Annotated in this window: 16 protein-coding genes; 9 read left to right on the top strand and 7 right to left on the bottom strand. The window is 69.6% G+C overall.

Features of this window, described 5'->3' with window-relative positions:
* Positions 1–43 precede the first annotated feature (43 nt).
* On the bottom strand, positions 44–541 hold the full coding sequence (locus Q7J39_RS01670; RefSeq protein ID WP_304819750.1) for a MarR family winged helix-turn-helix transcriptional regulator: 498 nt from the start codon (positions 539–541) through the stop codon (positions 44–46).
* Positions 538–957: an organic hydroperoxide resistance protein gene (locus tag Q7J39_RS01665; protein WP_304819748.1), complete on the bottom strand. Its 420-nt coding sequence runs from the start codon at positions 955–957 to the stop codon at positions 538–540. Before Q7J39_RS01665 ends, Q7J39_RS01670 begins: the two co-directional genes overlap by 4 nt.
* A 174-nt stretch (positions 958–1,131) precedes the next feature.
* Here Q7J39_RS01665 and Q7J39_RS01660 point away from each other — a divergent pair, with 174 nt between their 5' ends.
* Entirely contained in the window at positions 1,132–2,409 is a 1,278-nt protein-coding gene (locus Q7J39_RS01660) for a NupC/NupG family nucleoside CNT transporter (protein WP_304819745.1), read from the top strand.
* Entirely contained in the window at positions 2,406–2,915 is a 510-nt protein-coding gene (locus tag Q7J39_RS01655) for a hypothetical protein (protein WP_304819743.1), read from the top strand. The genes Q7J39_RS01660 and Q7J39_RS01655 overlap by 4 nt, the downstream gene beginning before the upstream one ends.
* Here Q7J39_RS01655 and Q7J39_RS01650 read toward each other — a convergent pair.
* Genes Q7J39_RS01650 through Q7J39_RS01640 form a run of 3 tightly spaced genes read right to left on the bottom strand, consistent with a single transcriptional unit; the run spans position 2,912 to position 4,809 of the window.
* On the bottom strand, positions 2,912–3,910 hold the full coding sequence (locus Q7J39_RS01650; protein WP_304819741.1) for an LLM class flavin-dependent oxidoreductase: 999 nt from the start codon (positions 3,908–3,910) through the stop codon (positions 2,912–2,914). The genes Q7J39_RS01655 and Q7J39_RS01650 overlap by 4 nt on opposite strands.
* Positions 3,907–4,347 (bottom strand): GNAT family N-acetyltransferase, encoded by a 441-nt coding sequence (locus Q7J39_RS01645; protein ID WP_304819739.1) that lies wholly within the window; start codon positions 4,345–4,347, stop codon positions 3,907–3,909. Before Q7J39_RS01645 ends, Q7J39_RS01650 begins: the two co-directional genes overlap by 4 nt.
* Positions 4,348–4,350: 3 nt before the next feature.
* Positions 4,351–4,809: a PaaI family thioesterase gene (locus tag Q7J39_RS01640; RefSeq protein WP_304819737.1), complete on the bottom strand. Its 459-nt coding sequence runs from the start codon at positions 4,807–4,809 to the stop codon at positions 4,351–4,353.
* A gap of 108 nt (positions 4,810–4,917) precedes the next feature.
* Between Q7J39_RS01640 and pcaF the strand changes: the two genes are divergently transcribed.
* The 7 genes from pcaF (at position 4,918) to Q7J39_RS01605 (ending at position 11,124) form a co-directional block, all read left to right on the top strand.
* The gene (gene pcaF, locus Q7J39_RS01635) at positions 4,918–6,126 is read left to right on the top strand and encodes a 3-oxoadipyl-CoA thiolase (protein ID WP_304819735.1); all 1,209 of its coding nucleotides are present in this window, start codon (positions 4,918–4,920) and stop codon (positions 6,124–6,126) included.
* Positions 6,123–6,719, top strand: coding sequence for a hypothetical protein (locus Q7J39_RS01630; RefSeq protein ID WP_304819733.1), 597 nt, complete (start codon positions 6,123–6,125; stop codon positions 6,717–6,719). The genes pcaF and Q7J39_RS01630 overlap by 4 nt, the downstream gene beginning before the upstream one ends.
* A 16-nt stretch (positions 6,720–6,735) precedes the next feature.
* Positions 6,736–7,884 carry an acyl-CoA dehydrogenase family protein gene (locus tag Q7J39_RS01625; RefSeq protein WP_304819731.1) on the top strand — a complete coding sequence of 383 codons (1,149 nt, stop codon included), beginning with the start codon at positions 6,736–6,738 and terminating at the stop codon, positions 7,882–7,884.
* Positions 7,885–7,886: 2 nt separating this feature from the next.
* The gene (locus tag Q7J39_RS01620) at positions 7,887–8,201 is read left to right on the top strand and encodes a DUF3253 domain-containing protein (protein ID WP_304819730.1); all 315 of its coding nucleotides are present in this window, start codon (positions 7,887–7,889) and stop codon (positions 8,199–8,201) included.
* A 185-nt stretch (positions 8,202–8,386) separates the two neighbouring features.
* Positions 8,387–8,971, top strand: coding sequence for a uracil-DNA glycosylase family protein (locus tag Q7J39_RS01615; protein WP_304819728.1), 585 nt, complete (start codon positions 8,387–8,389; stop codon positions 8,969–8,971).
* Positions 8,968–9,987 (top strand): lysophospholipase, encoded by a 1,020-nt coding sequence (locus Q7J39_RS01610; protein ID WP_304819726.1) that lies wholly within the window; start codon positions 8,968–8,970, stop codon positions 9,985–9,987. The genes Q7J39_RS01615 and Q7J39_RS01610 overlap by 4 nt, the downstream gene beginning before the upstream one ends.
* A 60-nt stretch (positions 9,988–10,047) precedes the next feature.
* Complete coding sequence (locus Q7J39_RS01605) at positions 10,048–11,124, top strand: Glu/Leu/Phe/Val dehydrogenase dimerization domain-containing protein (protein ID WP_304819724.1); 1,077 nt, start codon at positions 10,048–10,050, stop codon at positions 11,122–11,124.
* A gap of 2 nt (positions 11,125–11,126) precedes the next feature.
* Here Q7J39_RS01605 and Q7J39_RS01600 read toward each other — a convergent pair whose 3' ends face one another.
* Both Q7J39_RS01600 and Q7J39_RS01595 read right to left on the bottom strand, forming a co-directional pair.
* The gene (locus Q7J39_RS01600) at positions 11,127–12,419 is read right to left on the bottom strand and encodes an MFS transporter (RefSeq protein ID WP_304819722.1); all 1,293 of its coding nucleotides are present in this window, start codon (positions 12,417–12,419) and stop codon (positions 11,127–11,129) included.
* 197 nt (positions 12,420–12,616) lie between these two features.
* Complete coding sequence (locus Q7J39_RS01595) at positions 12,617–13,777, bottom strand: MFS transporter (protein WP_304819720.1); 1,161 nt, start codon at positions 13,775–13,777, stop codon at positions 12,617–12,619.
* Between the last annotated feature and the right edge of the window lie 10 nt (positions 13,778–13,787).

Raw genomic sequence — 13,787 nt, 5'->3', positions numbered from 1 at the left:
GCCCCGGAGGCCGCAGAATGACCTCAGATCGGCGAGGCGGCAATCAATCCTCGGTCCCGCGCAGCTTCCGCGCCAGGTCCTGCAGCGTCGCCCGCAGCGCGACGATCTCCTCGCCCGGCAGATCCAGCGCGCAGGCCAGCGCGAAGGGCACGCCCGCCGCCTTCTCCTGCAGGGCCGCGCCTTGGTCGGTCAGGGTGATCTGCACGCGGCGTTCGTCAGCCTTGTCGCGGGTGCGGCGCACCAGGCCCGCCCCCTCCATCCGCTTCAGCAGCGGGGTCAGGGTGCCCGAGTCCAACCCCAGCGCCTCGCCCAGGTCGCTCACCGTGCGCGGGGCCTTTTCCCACAGCGCCATCATCGCCAGGTACTGGGGATAGGTCAGGTTGAGCGGCTCCAGCAGCGGCCGGTAGGCGCGGGTCACTAGCCCCGTCGCCGCATAGAGGGCGAAGCAGAGCTGGTTATCGAGGCGCAGCTGATCGGCGACACCCTGACGGTCACCTGTCGGCGTTTGTCGGTCGGTGGTCTTGGTGGTCTTGGGACTCATTGCGCCCTTACGGTTATCGCAACATCGACATTGCCGCGAACCGCATTCGAATAGGGGCAGACCTGGTGGGCCGCGGCCACCAGGGCCTCGGCGGCGGCCTGATCCAATCCTTGCGTCTCCACGTCCAGCGCCACCCCCAGGCGGAACCCGCCCTCGGCGCGCGGGTGCAGTTCCACCGTGCTGGTGACCGCGGCGCCCGTCAGGCCGACCTTCTGCTGGCCGGCGAGGAACCGCACGGCGTTCTCGAAACAGGCCGCGTAGCCGGCGGCGAACAGCTGCTCGGGATTGGTCGCCCCGCCCTTGCCGCCCATCTCCCTGGGCAGGGCGAGGTCGACCTTCAGCAGGCCATCAGTGGTCTCGACATGGCCGGCGCGGCCGCCGACGGCGCGGGCCTGGGTGGAATAGAGGGCGGACATGGGGTCGTCTCCGTGTTTCATGATGCACGATTATATTGTATACAATTTAATTGACGTCAACCAAGGCAAGCGGGCTTTTCTTCCATCCACGACGGCCACCACAGTTGCCTCCGCCCCAGGCTTCGCCTCAATAGGGGGGCCGGCTCTTGAGTCCCGGCGCTGGGGTCTAACCGCATGTTTCGTCTGGAGAACGCCCAGAGCCTGGTGGGCATCGCCCTGACCCTGGCCGTCTGCTGGGCCCTGTCGGAGGACCGCAGCCGCTTCCCCTGGAAGCTGGCGCTGGGCGCCGTCTTCGTCCAGGTGTCCCTGGTGCTGCTGCTGTTTGGCCTGCCCGGCGCGCAGGGGTTCATCCAGGCCCTGAACGACGGCGTCGACGGGCTGGCCGCGGCCACCGCCCAGGGCACCCAGTTCGTGTTCGGCTACATGGGCGGAGGCGCCCAGCCCTATGCGGTCACCAACCCCGGCGGCCTCTTCGTCTTCGCCTTCCAGGTCCTGCCGCTGATCCTGGTGATCTCGGCCCTCTCGGCCTTGCTCTGGCACTGGCAAATCCTCAAGTGGATCACGCGGGGCTTCGGCTTCATCTTCCAGAAGACCATGGGCCTGGGAGGCGCCTCGGCCCTGGCCGTGGCCGCCAATATCTTCCTCGGCATGATCGAGAGCCCCATCGTCATCCGCGCCTTCCTGGACAAGCTGACCCGCTCGGAGCTGTTCCTGATGATCGTCGTGGGCCTGGCCACCGTCGCCGGCTCGACCATGGTCGCCTACGCCACCATCCTGAAGGACGCCCTGCCCAACGCCGCGGCCCACGTCCTGGTGGCCTCGATCATCTCGGCGCCCGCCGGCGTCCTGCTGGCCCGCATCATGGTGCCGGAGAAGCCGGGGCAGGGCGGCTTCTACGCGGATTACAACTCGCTGCTGAAGTACGACAGCGGCATCGACGCCATCTCCAAGGGCACGATGGACGGCCTGACCGTGGTGCTGAACATCTCCGCCATCCTCATCGTCTTCGTGGCCTTCGTGGCCATCGGCAACGGAATGCTCTCGGTCTTCCCGGACGTGATGGGCGCGCCCCTGACCATCGAGCGCATCCTGGGCGTGGTCTTCGCCCCCCTGGCCTGGACCCTGGGTATCCATTGGGATGAGGCCTTCAAGGCCGGCTACCTGCTGGGGGTGAAGCTGATGCTGACCGAGTTCATCGCCTTCATCCAGCTGGGCGCCATCCCGGCCGGCGAGATGACCGAGCGGACCCGGATGATCATGACGTACGCCCTGTGCGGCTTCGCCAATGTCGGCTCGGTGGGGATCACCGTCTCGGGCATGGGCGTCCTGATGCCCGAGCGCCGCAACGAGATCATTGGCATGGTCTGGAAGGCGCTGCTGGCCGGCTTCCTGGCCACCTGCATGACCGCCGCCGTGGTGGGCGCCATGCCCCGCGAACTGTTCGGCCAATGAGGGCGCTGATCCTCGCCCTGGCCCTGGCGGTCGCCCCGGTCGCGGCGCTTGCCCAGTCGCTGACCGTCGTCGGCCTGGACGGCAAGACCAAGCTCCTGACCGCGAGCGACCTCGCCGACCTGCCCCGCGCCGAGGTCAAGGTGACCCTGGAGAGCGGCCCCAAGATCTATAAGGGCCCGATCCTGACCTACGTCCTGCGCGCCGGCGGCCTGCCGGTGGGGGCCAGGCTGCACGGCGACCCGCTGCGGGCCTATGTGGTGATGACCGGCAAGGACGGCTTCCAGGCGGTCTATGCCCTGGCCGAACTGGACAAGGACTTCCACAACGACGTGGTGATCCTCGCCGACCGTGTCGATGGCAAGCCGCTGTCCGAGAAGGAGGCCCCCTGGCGCCTGGCCTCAGGCGGCGACAAGAAGGGCTGGCGCTCGGTCTTCGGTCTGGCGCGTATCGAGGCGCGTCTCGCCGACGCGCCCGTGAAGCCGGCCGAGATGGACCACGCGCACTAGGCGGGCTTGATGAGTTCCAGGGAGCGGATGCGACTCCCCAGATCCGGTCCGACGGCCATCACGAACAGCTCGTCGGCGCCTGTGCTGGCCGCCTTGTCGTCCAGCCGCGCCTTCACCGTCGCCGGATCGCCGACGATGGCGCGCGCGATGACGCCCGCCAGGCGAGGATCGTCCGCCCGCTCGGCCAGGAAGGCCTGGGCCTCGGGGATGGAGGTGAACCGCCGCCGTCCGCCGTCGAGGGTGGCCAGGTTGCCGGCCCTCATCGGCGCGGCCAGCCGCTCGGCCTCGGCGCTGGTCTCGGCGGCGAGCGCGATGGTGGCGATCCCGGCCCAGGGCTCGGACCGGAACACAGACGGCCGGAAGTTCCCCTTGTAGGCCGCCACCGCCGGGCCGCCATCGGCGCGGGCGATGAACTCGGCGAACACCATGCCGACGCCCGCCTGAGCCGCGAAGATCGCGCTCTCCACCGAGGTGCAGAGCAGGAAGAGATCGGGGTGCGAGGGACCGGCCGGATTGGCGTGGATCTCGCGGGCGGGATGGGCGTCGGTGATCGGCTCCACGCCGGCGGCGTCCAGCAGCCAGGCCGACAGCAGGGCGAAGTACTGCGGGAAGGCTTCCGAGCCAGATGACCGCAAGGCTCCGCCGGTCCGCTGGTCGGTGCCGAGCGCGCGACCGACGCCCAGGTCGATGCGGCCGGGCGCGAGCGCCTCCAGCTCCATGAACACCTCGGCCACCTTTAGCGGTGAGTAGTTCACCAGCATCACCCCGCCCGACCCCAGCCGGATCGTCGAGGTGATCTGGCTAGCCGCCGCGATCAGGATCTCGGGCGCGGGCGAGCCCAGCCCGCCGATATTGTGGTGCTCGGCCACCCAGAAGCGGTGATAGCCCAGCCGCTCGGCGGCCTTGGCCACCTCCAGGCTCTCTCGCACCGCCTGCGCCTGGGTGTTGCTCCCGCTGACCGGCGACAGGTCGAGAACCGAAAGGGTGTAGGTCATCTGGCGTTCCATCGCGCGCGGGAGACGACCATCTCCTCGGCGTCGTCCTCAAACTCTCCGGAGGGGACGAACCCCTCGCGTGCATAGACGGCGCGCGCCCGGTCGTTGCCCGCGCGGACGTGCAGGTCGACAGCCTCTGCGTCGGTATTGGCGAAGGCCCAGTCCACCACCGCCTGCAACAGGGTCGTGCCCAGGCCACCGCCGGGCCCAGCCACCGCGATCCGCCGCAGGCGCACGGTGGACTGGTCAAACTTTTGGAAAATCACAAAGCCGGTCAGTTCGCCACCCTCGCGCCAGCCCAGATAGCGGGCGGCGGGCGACGACATCTCGGCGGCATGTTCCTCAGGTGGCCATTGGCCGATGAAGGCGTCGTAGCCCGGCAGCCGCTCGATCTGCAGCAGGTCGGGAATGTCGCGGGGGGTCAGTGGGACCAGCATGGGTCAGGTCCGCGGCGCGGTCTTCTTCAGGACGGCGGAGAAGCTCAGCACGGCCTCGCCCTCGACGCTCATGATCCCGCGCACGAAGACCATGCTGCGCCCGGCCTTCACCACCTCGCCGACACACTCCAGCAGCGCGCCTTCGGGCACCGCGCCTACGAACTCGCTGTTGAAGGTGGCGGTCACGCTGCGGCTGTCCTTGAGGGCGTCGCGGGCGATCACGAACAGGCAGTAGTCAGCGAAGGTCATCAGCGCCCCACCGTGCATGAAGCCGCCGCCGTTCATGTGCTTGCGCTCGGGCCGCATGGCGCAGACCGGCGCGCCATCGTCGGCGATCCGGTAGTAGAAGGGCCCGGCGTGGTCCTCGAAGGGGTCGTTGCCGTACATCGACCAGCCGGCCCACTCGCCGCCCTGCACCACCAGATGCACCCAGGCATTGGTCTCTGCTTCGGTGCCGTCCATGGATGCCCCCTCCAACGCCGGAAGCGTTTGCTCGCCGCCGATCCAAACACTAGTTTGCCGCTCCGAAGAGACGACGCCGCAAGGCGACCTAGGTGGCGGAGAGAGATCATGCAAGGCCGGACTGTCTATCTGTGTGGAGGCCTGCGCAGCCCGATCGGCCGTTATGCCGGGGCGCTCTCCAAGGTCCGCGCCGACGACCTCGCCGCCCATCCGCTGAAGGCCCTGATGGCCGCCTATCCCAAGCTCGACTGGGAGCAGGTGGACGAGGTCATCTACGGCAATGTCAACCAGGCCGGCGAGGACAACCGCAACGTCGCCCGCATGGCCCTGCTGCTGGCGGGCCTGCCCTCCAGCGTGCCCGGCCTGACCGTCAACCGCCTCTGCGCCTCGGGCCTGGACGCGGTGATCGCCGGGGCCCGCACCATCGCCGCGGGCGAGGCCGACCTGATCATCGCCGGCGGCGTTGAGAGCATGAGCCGCGCCCCCTTCGTGATGGCCAAGCCCGACAGCGCCTTCTCCCGCACGCCGGAGATGTACGACACCACCATCGGCTGGCGGTTCGTGAACCCGCAAATGAAGAAGGACTACGGCGTCGACGCCATGCCGGAGACGGCCGAGAACGTCGCCACCGACTACCAGATCAACCGCGAGGACCAGGACGCCTTCGCCCAGCGCAGCCAGGCCCGGGTCGGCGCCGCCCGCGCCAAGGGCTTCTTCGACGGCGAGATCGCGCCGCTCACCATCAAGGACCGCAAGGGCGACATCGTCGTCAGCGAGGACGAGCACCCGCGTCCCGACACCACGCTCGCCGCGCTCCAGGGTTTGAAGCCGATCGTCCGCGAGGGCGGCACGGTGACCGCCGGCAACGCCTCGGGGGTCAATGACGGCGCGGCGGCTCTGCTGCTGGCCTCGGCCGAGATGGTCCAGAAGCTGGGGCTCGAGCCCTTGGCCCGCATCGAGGGTGGCGCCTCGGGCGGCGTCGCGCCGCGCATCATGGGGGTCGGCCCGGTCCCGGCGGTGGAGAAGCTGTGTGCTCGCCTGGGAATCACGCCGCGCGACTTCAACGTCATCGAGCTGAACGAGGCCTTCGCCGCCCAGGCGCTGGCCTGCACCCGCGCCTGGGGCCTGGCCGACGACGCCGAGCACGTGAACGCCCACGGCGGCGCCATCGCCATCGGCCACCCGCTGGGGGCCTCCGGCGCCCGCCTGGCCCTGACGGCCGCGCGATCGCTGCACATGAGCGGCGGCGACCGGGCGCTGGCCACCATGTGCGTCGGCGTCGGCCAAGGCTCGGCCCTGGCGCTCGCCAAGGCATGATCCGCCCGCTGATCCTCTCAGCCGCCCTGGCGCTGGCGCATCCGGCCTTCGCCCAGGATGCGCCGGTCAAGACCACACCCGCCGCCGCGCCGCCGCTTGCGGGTGGCCCGGCCGCGGCCCGGCCCACCAAGCCGCCCACCCTGGTGGAGGCCCTGATCGCCGCCGGCTTCGATCCGCACACCAAGCTGGTGGGCGACACCGCCCAGGTGATGTCGGGCCAGCGCGCCACGCTCAATGTCGCCGACGGCAAGCTGAGCCTGGAGGCCGTCGAGACCGGCCACGTCGATATGGCCCTGCCGGACGGAACCCCCGACACCTACAAGCCGGTCGAGCCCGGAAAGGTCGCCTTCGCCGTCGACGGTTCGGCCGCCAAGAAGCAGTCCTTCCTGAAGATCTGGAACGGCCTGCCGCACGCGGTCAGCTACGAGGCCGAACTCACGGCCATCCGCTCGGGCAAGCTCGCCAAGCGCAAGGCCCATGTCTGCGCCGTGCCGGGTGGAAGCACGAACTACGAGATGTGGGCCGACCCCATCATCGCCGTCACCCTGTCGAAGGTCGCCGAAGTGGCCGACGACAAGATCACCTGCAAATAGAGCCGAGAGAGACATCATGGCCCTCGACCTGGAAACCCGCGAACAGCTGATCGACACGGTCCGCCGCTTCGTCACCGAACGTCTGCGTCCCCTGGAGGCCAAGGTCTCCGAAGATGACGCCATGCCCCCGGAGCTGGTGAACGAGATGAAGGAGCTGGGCCTGTTTGGCCTCTCCATCCCCGCCGAGTACGGCGGCCTGGATCTCTCCATGGAGGACGAGTGCCTGGTGGCCGTGGAGCTGGGCCGCACCAGCCCCGCCTTCCGCTCCACCTTCGGCACCAATGTCGGCATCGGCAGCCAGGGCCTGGTGATGTTCGGGACCGAGGAGCAGAAGGCGAAATACCTGCCCGGCATCGCCTCGGGGGACATCATCACCTCCTTTGCGCTCACCGAGCCGGAGGCGGGGTCGGACTCCGCCGCCGTGCAGACCCGCGCGGTGCTGGACGGCGACCACTACGTGCTCAACGGCTCCAAGCGCTACATCACCAACGCCAACAAGGCCGACCTCTTCACAGTGATGACCAGGACCGACGCGACCAAGGCGGGCGCCGGCGGCGTCTCGGCCTTCCTGGTGGAGCGGACCCTGCCTGGCCTGACCGTCGGCAAGCCCGAGAAGAAGATGGGCCAGCAGGGCGCCCACATATGCGACGTGAACTTCGACAATGTCCGGGTGCCGGCAGCCAACCGCCTGGGTCGGGAAGGCGAGGGATTCAAGGTGGCCATGCAGGTCCTCGACCGCGGCCGGCTGCACATCTCGGCGGTCTGCGTCGGCGTGGCCGAGCGGCTGCTCACCGACTGCGTGGCCTATGCCAATGAGCGCAAGCAGTTCGGCCAGCCTATCGCCGCCTTCCAGCTGATCCAGGGCATGATCGCCGACTGCAAGACCGAGACCCTGGTGGCCAAGGCCATGGTCATGGAGACCGCCCGCAAGCGCGACGCCGGCGAGAGCGTCACCATGGAGGCCGCCGCAGCCAAGTACTTCGCCTCCGAGATGGTGGGCCGCGTGGCCGACCGGGCGGTGCAGATATTCGGCGGCGCGGGCTATGTCGCCGACTACGGGATCGAGCGCTTCTACCGCGACGTGCGTATCTTCCGGATCTATGAAGGCACTAGCCAGATCCAGCAGGTGGTGATCGCCCGCGAAACCCTGAAGCGAGGCGGCTGACCATGAGCATCGACATGGAGGCCGTGATCCTCGAGATCGTCGGCAAGCTCCCGGCCGGCAAGTCGGTGTCCTCCGAAGAGGTGGCCCGCGCCGCCGAACCGGAGCGCTGGCAGCGCCTCACCGGCCACGTCCGCGCCACCGCCCGCGGCCTGGCCCGCCAGGGCCGCATCACCGTCCTGCGCCACAACAAGCCCGCCGACCCCGACACCTTCAAGGGCGTCTACCGCCTGCGCCTGCCCACCGAGGACGAACGCACAGCGGCCCTGGCCAAGGCTGCGGAGGCCCCGGTGGTGGAGACGCCGGAAGGCGGGGACTAGCCCTTAATTCCTCCCCCGCCGGGCGAGGGGGACCGCGAAGCGGTGGAGGGGGCTCGGCCGGTGCGAACCGCCCGGCCCTACCCCCCTCCGTCTCGCAGGCCCGGCCTGCGATCCACCTCCCCCGAACCGCGCTGCGCGCCGGGGGAGGAACTGGCAATCGAGCCTGCCCAACCCACATAGCCCCCATGTCCCTGCCCACGGTCCTCGCCGATATCGCCGCCTGCCGGGCCTGCGCCGGGGAGCTGCCGCACACGCCGCGTCCCGTGGTGATGGTGACCCCTCGGACCAAGCTGCTGATCGTCGGCCAGGCGCCGGGCCGCCGTGTGCATGAGAGCGGTATGCCCTTCACCGATCCCTCCGGCGAGCGGCTGCGGGCCTGGATGGGGATCGACGCCGACACCTTCTATGGCCGCCCGGAGATCGGGGTTGCGGCCATGGCCTTCTGCTTTCCGGGGACCAATCCCAAGGGCGGCGACTATCCGCCGCCGCCGCGCTGCGCCCAGCTCTGGCGGCCGCGCCTGATGGACGCCCTGCCGGCGATGGAGCTCACCCTGCTGGTGGGCGGCTACGCCCAGGCCTGGGCGCTGGGCCACCGGGCCCGCGAGAACATGACTCAGACCGTGGCGGCTTGGCGCGACTACCTGCCCGATGTCCTGCCGATGCCCCATCCGTCCTGGCGCAACACCGGCTGGCTGAAGCGCAATCCCGGGTTCGAGGAGGAGGTTACGCCCTATCTTCGCCAAAGGGTCCAAGCCATTCTAGAGTCGTGAAGCGCCTCCTCGTCCTCCTCTCGGCCCTGATGCTGACGGCCTGCACCCCGCTGATGGTGCAGCAGGCCGGCACGCCCCCCGCCGCCTTCTCCGGCCCCCGCCTGGACGGCGGTCAGTTCGTCACCTTCGACGGCGCGCGCCTGGGGCTCACCACCTGGAACGCCGGCACGCCGGAGCCCTGGGCGGTGATCATCGGCGTCCACGGCATGAACGACTATTCCAACGCCTTCCACCTGGCCGCGCCATATTGGGCCAGCCACGGGGTCACCACCTACGCCTACGACCAGCGCGGCTTTGGCCGCTCCCCCCAGCGTGGCGTCTGGGGTGGCGACGACCTGATGGCGGAGGACCTGCGCACCATCGCCGCCGTGGTCCGCGCCAAGCATCCCAAGGCGGTGATCGTGGTGGCAGGCGAGAGCATGGGCGGCGCTGTCACCGTCCAGGCCTTCGCCTCTGACCGCCCTCCCGCCGCCGACCGCGTGGTGCTGCTGTCGCCCGCCGTCTGGGGCTGGTCGTCCCAGCCCTTGCCGTACAAGACCACCCTGTGGTTCGCAGCGAGGCTGACGGGGTCGAAGGTCTATATGCCGCCGGAGTGGCTGACCAAGCGCGTCGCCCCCACCGACAATCGCGAGGAACTGATCGCCATGAGCCGCGATCCGCTGATGGTCTGGGGCGCCCGGTCCGACACCCTCTACGGCCTGGTGGCGATGATGGAGCGGGCGTACCGGGCCACCGGCCAGATCAAGGTCCCGGCCCTCTATCTCTACGGCGCTCACGACGAGATCATCCCCAAGCGTCCGGCCTTCGAGGCCGCCAGCCGCCTGAAGCCCGGCGATCGCACCGTCTATTACGAGAGCGGCTGGCACCTGATGACCCGCGACAAGCAGGGCCCCAAGGTCTGGGACGACATCCTGACCTATGTCCGAGACCCCACCGCGCCCCTGCCGTCCGGCGCCCCGCCCATCCCCAAGCCGAGGCGCCAGAGCGCCCGGACCGCCGCCGCTCCGGGGTTGTGAGATGGGCCACGTGAGGGTAGAGCCGGGTAAATCCTTCCCCACATCGAGCCTATTTTCAGCATGACCCTGTTCGATCATCCCGCCTTCGAGGGCCATGAGAGCGTCAACGCGTTCTTCGACGAGAAAACCGGCCTCAAGTGCATCATCGCGGTTCACTCCACCGCCCTGGGTCCAGCGGCCGGCGGCTGCCGCATGTGGCCCTATGCCAGCGCCGACCTGGCGCTGGAGGATGCGCTCCGGCTGTCGCGGGCCATGTCCTACAAGAACGCCATGGCCGACATCCCCCTGGGGGGCGGCAAGGCGGTGATCATCGGCGACGCCCGCACCCAGAAGACGCCGGCCCTGTTCGAGGCCTTCGGCCGCGCGGTGGACGCGCTCGGCGGCCGCTACTGGACTGCCGAGGACGTCGGTGTCTCGCCGGCCGACCTGATGCACGCGCGCCGCGAGACCCGTTATGTGGCCGGCCTTGAGGGCCACGCCGCGGCCTCCGGTGATCCGTCGCCGGTCACCGCCGAGGGCGTGTTCCGCGGCGTGGCGCTCAGCGTCCGCCGGGCGCTGAACCGCGACCTGTCCGGCGTCACCGTCGCCATCCAGGGGGTTGGCCATGTCGGCGCCTACCTGGCCGACAAGCTGCATGCGGCCGGCGCCAAGCTCATCATCACCGACACCAACCCCGAGGCCCTGCGCGCGGTCGCCGAGCGCACCGGCGCCAAGGTGGTCAGTCCCGCCGACATCTTCGAGGCCCAGGCCGATGTCTTCGCCCCCTGCGCCCTGGGCGGCGCCATCAACGCCGAGACCCTGCCGCGCCTGAAAGCCCGCATCATCGCCGGCGGCGCCAACAACCAGCTGGCCACGCCGGAGGTGGGCCGCGCCCTCTTCGAGCGCGGCATGCTCTATGCGCCCGACTACGTGATCAATGGCGGCGGCATCATCAATGTGGCCGCCGAGATCGCCGCCCTGGAGGCCGGGACCAGCTTCGACGCCGCCTGGGTGGCCACCAAGCTCGACCGCCTCACCGCCACCCTCGACGAGGTCCTGGTCCGCTCCATCGCCGAGCGCCGCCCGACCCACGAGGTGGCCAACGAGATGGCCAAGGCCCGCATCGCTGCGGCGGCCCAGGCCAAGCTCGCGGCCTAGCGCTACGCCAGCCGCGCTGTCCGGGGTTCCTTGACGAAGACCAGCAGCGTCGCCAGGGCCAGGCCCAGGAAGGCGATCGAAGCGCCGAACACCGAGCCGTAGCCGAGCTGGTCGGCCATGATCCCGGCGGCCAGCGGACCGATCGAGGCCATGATCCCTTCGGCCATGGACGAGATCGCGATGCGCATCGGCATCTCGTCGCGGCTTCCGAATTCCAGGATCATGGTCTGGGCGGCCATCATGTAGCCCGACTGTGAACCGCCCAGGCCGAAGAAGGCGACGAAGAACGCCCAGGGCTCATGCACGGTCATCAGCAGGATGGTGGAGGCGATGGACAGCGTGATCGACAGGATCAGCACCAGCTTGAAGCCGGTCTTGTCGCCGAGATAACCCCAGACCAGGTTGGAGATCGCGTCGGCGCCGATGTAGCAGAGGCCGAGCACGCCCAGGAAGGCGCCGGCGCCCACCGCGCCATGCACGTCGCCGCTCGCGGTCATCAGGTGGGTGACATAGATGGCGTAGAACGGCGTCGCCGCGCGGCCCGCGGTGCCGGCCATCTGCATGGCCAGGAACCAGGCATAGCTGCGGTCGCCGAAGATCAGCCGGGGGAAGTCCTTCAGGCGGTCCCGGAAGCCGGAGCGCGCCGGCAGGCTCGGCGGCTCGGGCTCCTTGAGCAGCAGCTGCAAGGCCCAGAGCCCGCAGGTGGTGAGGAAGGCCGAGAGCGCGAAGGTGGTGGAGTAGCCGTTGCCGAACAGGTCGGCCTTGATGATGTACTTGCCCGCCGCATAGGCCAGGGCCGCGGCGATCAGCGACCCGGTGGCGTTGCGCCAGGCCTGAAGGCGGCCCCGGCGGCTGAGCGGGATGACCTTGGCCATCAGGACGCCGAACACCACCCGCTGCGTGCCCATGAACAGGCCAAACAGGAACATCAGCACCATCATGGCGATGACCAGCGGCTGGCCGTGCAGGAACCAGCCCGCCAGCGCCATGCCGACGATCTGCACCCGCGCCAGGCCGCCCATCCAGATCGCGGCCGGCATCACCTTCTTGCGGTGCTCGATCTGGGTCGCGCCGAACACCGGCGAGATCACGCTGCCCAGTTGCTGAAGCCCGAGCGCCAGGCCGACGATGGCGTTGGAGCCGGAGATCAGGTGCAGATAGGCCGGCAGGAAGGTGGGCGCATTGACCAGCCGGAAGCCGGTCATGCCCAGCATGCCGTGCAGGTAGTTGCCGATATAGTTACGCTTCAGATTGTCCCAGACGAATTTCTCATAGGCGGCTTCCTTGTCCGCCATCGTCTCTTCCGGGGCGGCGGTTTCGCCGCTCGCCTCGAGGTCGTCCCTAATGTTTTTATCTTCCAATGGCATCCGGCCCGCGCGCGCAGGGGATCTGAAAAAGCCGCGCCGGCTCTCCCTTTTAATAACGGATAAATCAATTCGTCCGGTCTAGCAGAGTCCCCGGGGAGGGAAACCCCCGGTGACGAGAGGCCGCGCTATTCCGGCTTCCGCAGGGCCATCAGGGCGCCCAGGGCCAGGACCGAACCCACCGCCATGATGCCCAGCGCCAGGTTGGCGGACCGCTCCAGCATCAGGGCGAAGACGAAGGGCGACACCGCCTGCAGCAGGCGGGCCGGCACGTTCAGCACGCCGAGCCTGCGCCCGTAGTTGCGGTCGCCGAACAGGGCCAGCGGCAGGGCGCCGCGCACGATGGTGAAGAGCCCGTTGCCTGCGCCGTAGAGGATCGTGAAGGGCGCGGCGGCGATGCTTCCAAAGGCGATCAGCAGACCGGCCCCGATCGGGAACATCGCCACGGCCACCCGGCCGGAGACCAGGGGATGGATGCGGCGGACCAGGGCGAACTCCGCCAGCCGTGCGGCCACCTGGGCCGGGCCGACCAGGGCCGCGGCGCCGACGGCGGCGGCCGGGCCGACGCCGAGCGCGCTCAGCATCGAGGGGAGGTGAGCCGACATGGCCGAACCGATGGCGGCGAGCACCGCGAAGGCGGTGGCCATCAGCACCATCTTGCCGGTGTCACCCGGCGCGGCCGTGTCGCTGACCGGTGGGGCGTCGTGGGCCGGGGCTGGCCTGGGGGCGGGCGCGCGGGGCAGGGTCAGGTGAAGCGGCAGGGCGATGAGGATATTGAGCGCCGCCCAGACCAGGCAGGCGCCTCGCCAGCCGATCTCATGCTCCAGCCAGGCGGTCAGCGGCCAGCCGATGGTGCTGGCGAAACCGGCGATCAGGGTCACCCCGGTGATCGAGCGGCGCGCATCGACCCCGAACCAGCCCACCAGCCCGGCAAAGGCGATGTCGTATAGTCCCGCCGACATGCCCAGGCCGATGATCAGCCACGACGCGATCAGGGCCGCGGGCGTGTGCGAGATCGCCAGGCCCACCAGGCCAGCGGCGAACAACAGGCTGGCGGCGGTCAGCGGCGGGCGACCGCCTCGCTGGTCCACCAGTCGCCCCACCCGGGGGCCGGTCACCGCCTGCAGCAGCAGGGCGGCGGAAAAGGCCAGGAAGACGCCGGAGGTCGACATCCCCACATCGGCCGCCATCGGCTTGGCCAGGGTCGCCGGCAGGTAGCTGGAGCAGGCATAGCCGATCGTCTGGGTGACCCCCAGGGTCAGCACCGCCCGGCGCGGCGTGAAGCTCATGGCTGGACGG

The organism is Phenylobacterium sp. (assembly GCF_030651185.1).
Taxonomy (GTDB): domain Bacteria; phylum Pseudomonadota; class Alphaproteobacteria; order Caulobacterales; family Caulobacteraceae; genus Phenylobacterium.
Note: the sequence above shows the minus strand (reverse complement) of the source record. Positions and strands in the feature narration are given on the sequence as shown.

Coding starts and splice junctions, on each gene's coding strand:
- Q7J39_RS01670 (WP_304819750.1), bottom strand. CDS start 541: ATGAGTCCCAAGACCACCAAGACCACCGACCGACAAACGCCGACAGGT.
- Q7J39_RS01665 (WP_304819748.1), bottom strand. CDS start 957: ATGTCCGCCCTCTATTCCACCCAGGCCCGCGCCGTCGGCGGCCGCGCC.
- Q7J39_RS01660 (WP_304819745.1), top strand. CDS start 1,132: ATGTTTCGTCTGGAGAACGCCCAGAGCCTGGTGGGCATCGCCCTGACC.
- Q7J39_RS01655 (WP_304819743.1), top strand. CDS start 2,406: ATGAGGGCGCTGATCCTCGCCCTGGCCCTGGCGGTCGCCCCGGTCGCG.
- Q7J39_RS01650 (WP_304819741.1), bottom strand. CDS start 3,910: ATGACCTACACCCTTTCGGTTCTCGACCTGTCGCCGGTCAGCGGGAGC.
- Q7J39_RS01645 (WP_304819739.1), bottom strand. CDS start 4,347: ATGCTGGTCCCACTGACCCCCCGCGACATTCCCGACCTGCTGCAGATC.
- Q7J39_RS01640 (WP_304819737.1), bottom strand. CDS start 4,809: ATGGACGGCACCGAAGCAGAGACCAATGCCTGGGTGCATCTGGTGGTG.
- pcaF (WP_304819735.1), top strand. CDS start 4,918: ATGCAAGGCCGGACTGTCTATCTGTGTGGAGGCCTGCGCAGCCCGATC.
- Q7J39_RS01630 (WP_304819733.1), top strand. CDS start 6,123: ATGATCCGCCCGCTGATCCTCTCAGCCGCCCTGGCGCTGGCGCATCCG.
- Q7J39_RS01625 (WP_304819731.1), top strand. CDS start 6,736: ATGGCCCTCGACCTGGAAACCCGCGAACAGCTGATCGACACGGTCCGC.
- Q7J39_RS01620 (WP_304819730.1), top strand. CDS start 7,887: ATGAGCATCGACATGGAGGCCGTGATCCTCGAGATCGTCGGCAAGCTC.
- Q7J39_RS01615 (WP_304819728.1), top strand. CDS start 8,387: ATGTCCCTGCCCACGGTCCTCGCCGATATCGCCGCCTGCCGGGCCTGC.
- Q7J39_RS01605 (WP_304819724.1), top strand. CDS start 10,048: ATGACCCTGTTCGATCATCCCGCCTTCGAGGGCCATGAGAGCGTCAAC.
- Q7J39_RS01600 (WP_304819722.1), bottom strand. CDS start 12,419: ATGGCGGACAAGGAAGCCGCCTATGAGAAATTCGTCTGGGACAATCTG.
- Q7J39_RS01595 (WP_304819720.1), bottom strand. CDS start 13,777: ATGAGCTTCACGCCGCGCCGGGCGGTGCTGACCCTGGGGGTCACCCAG.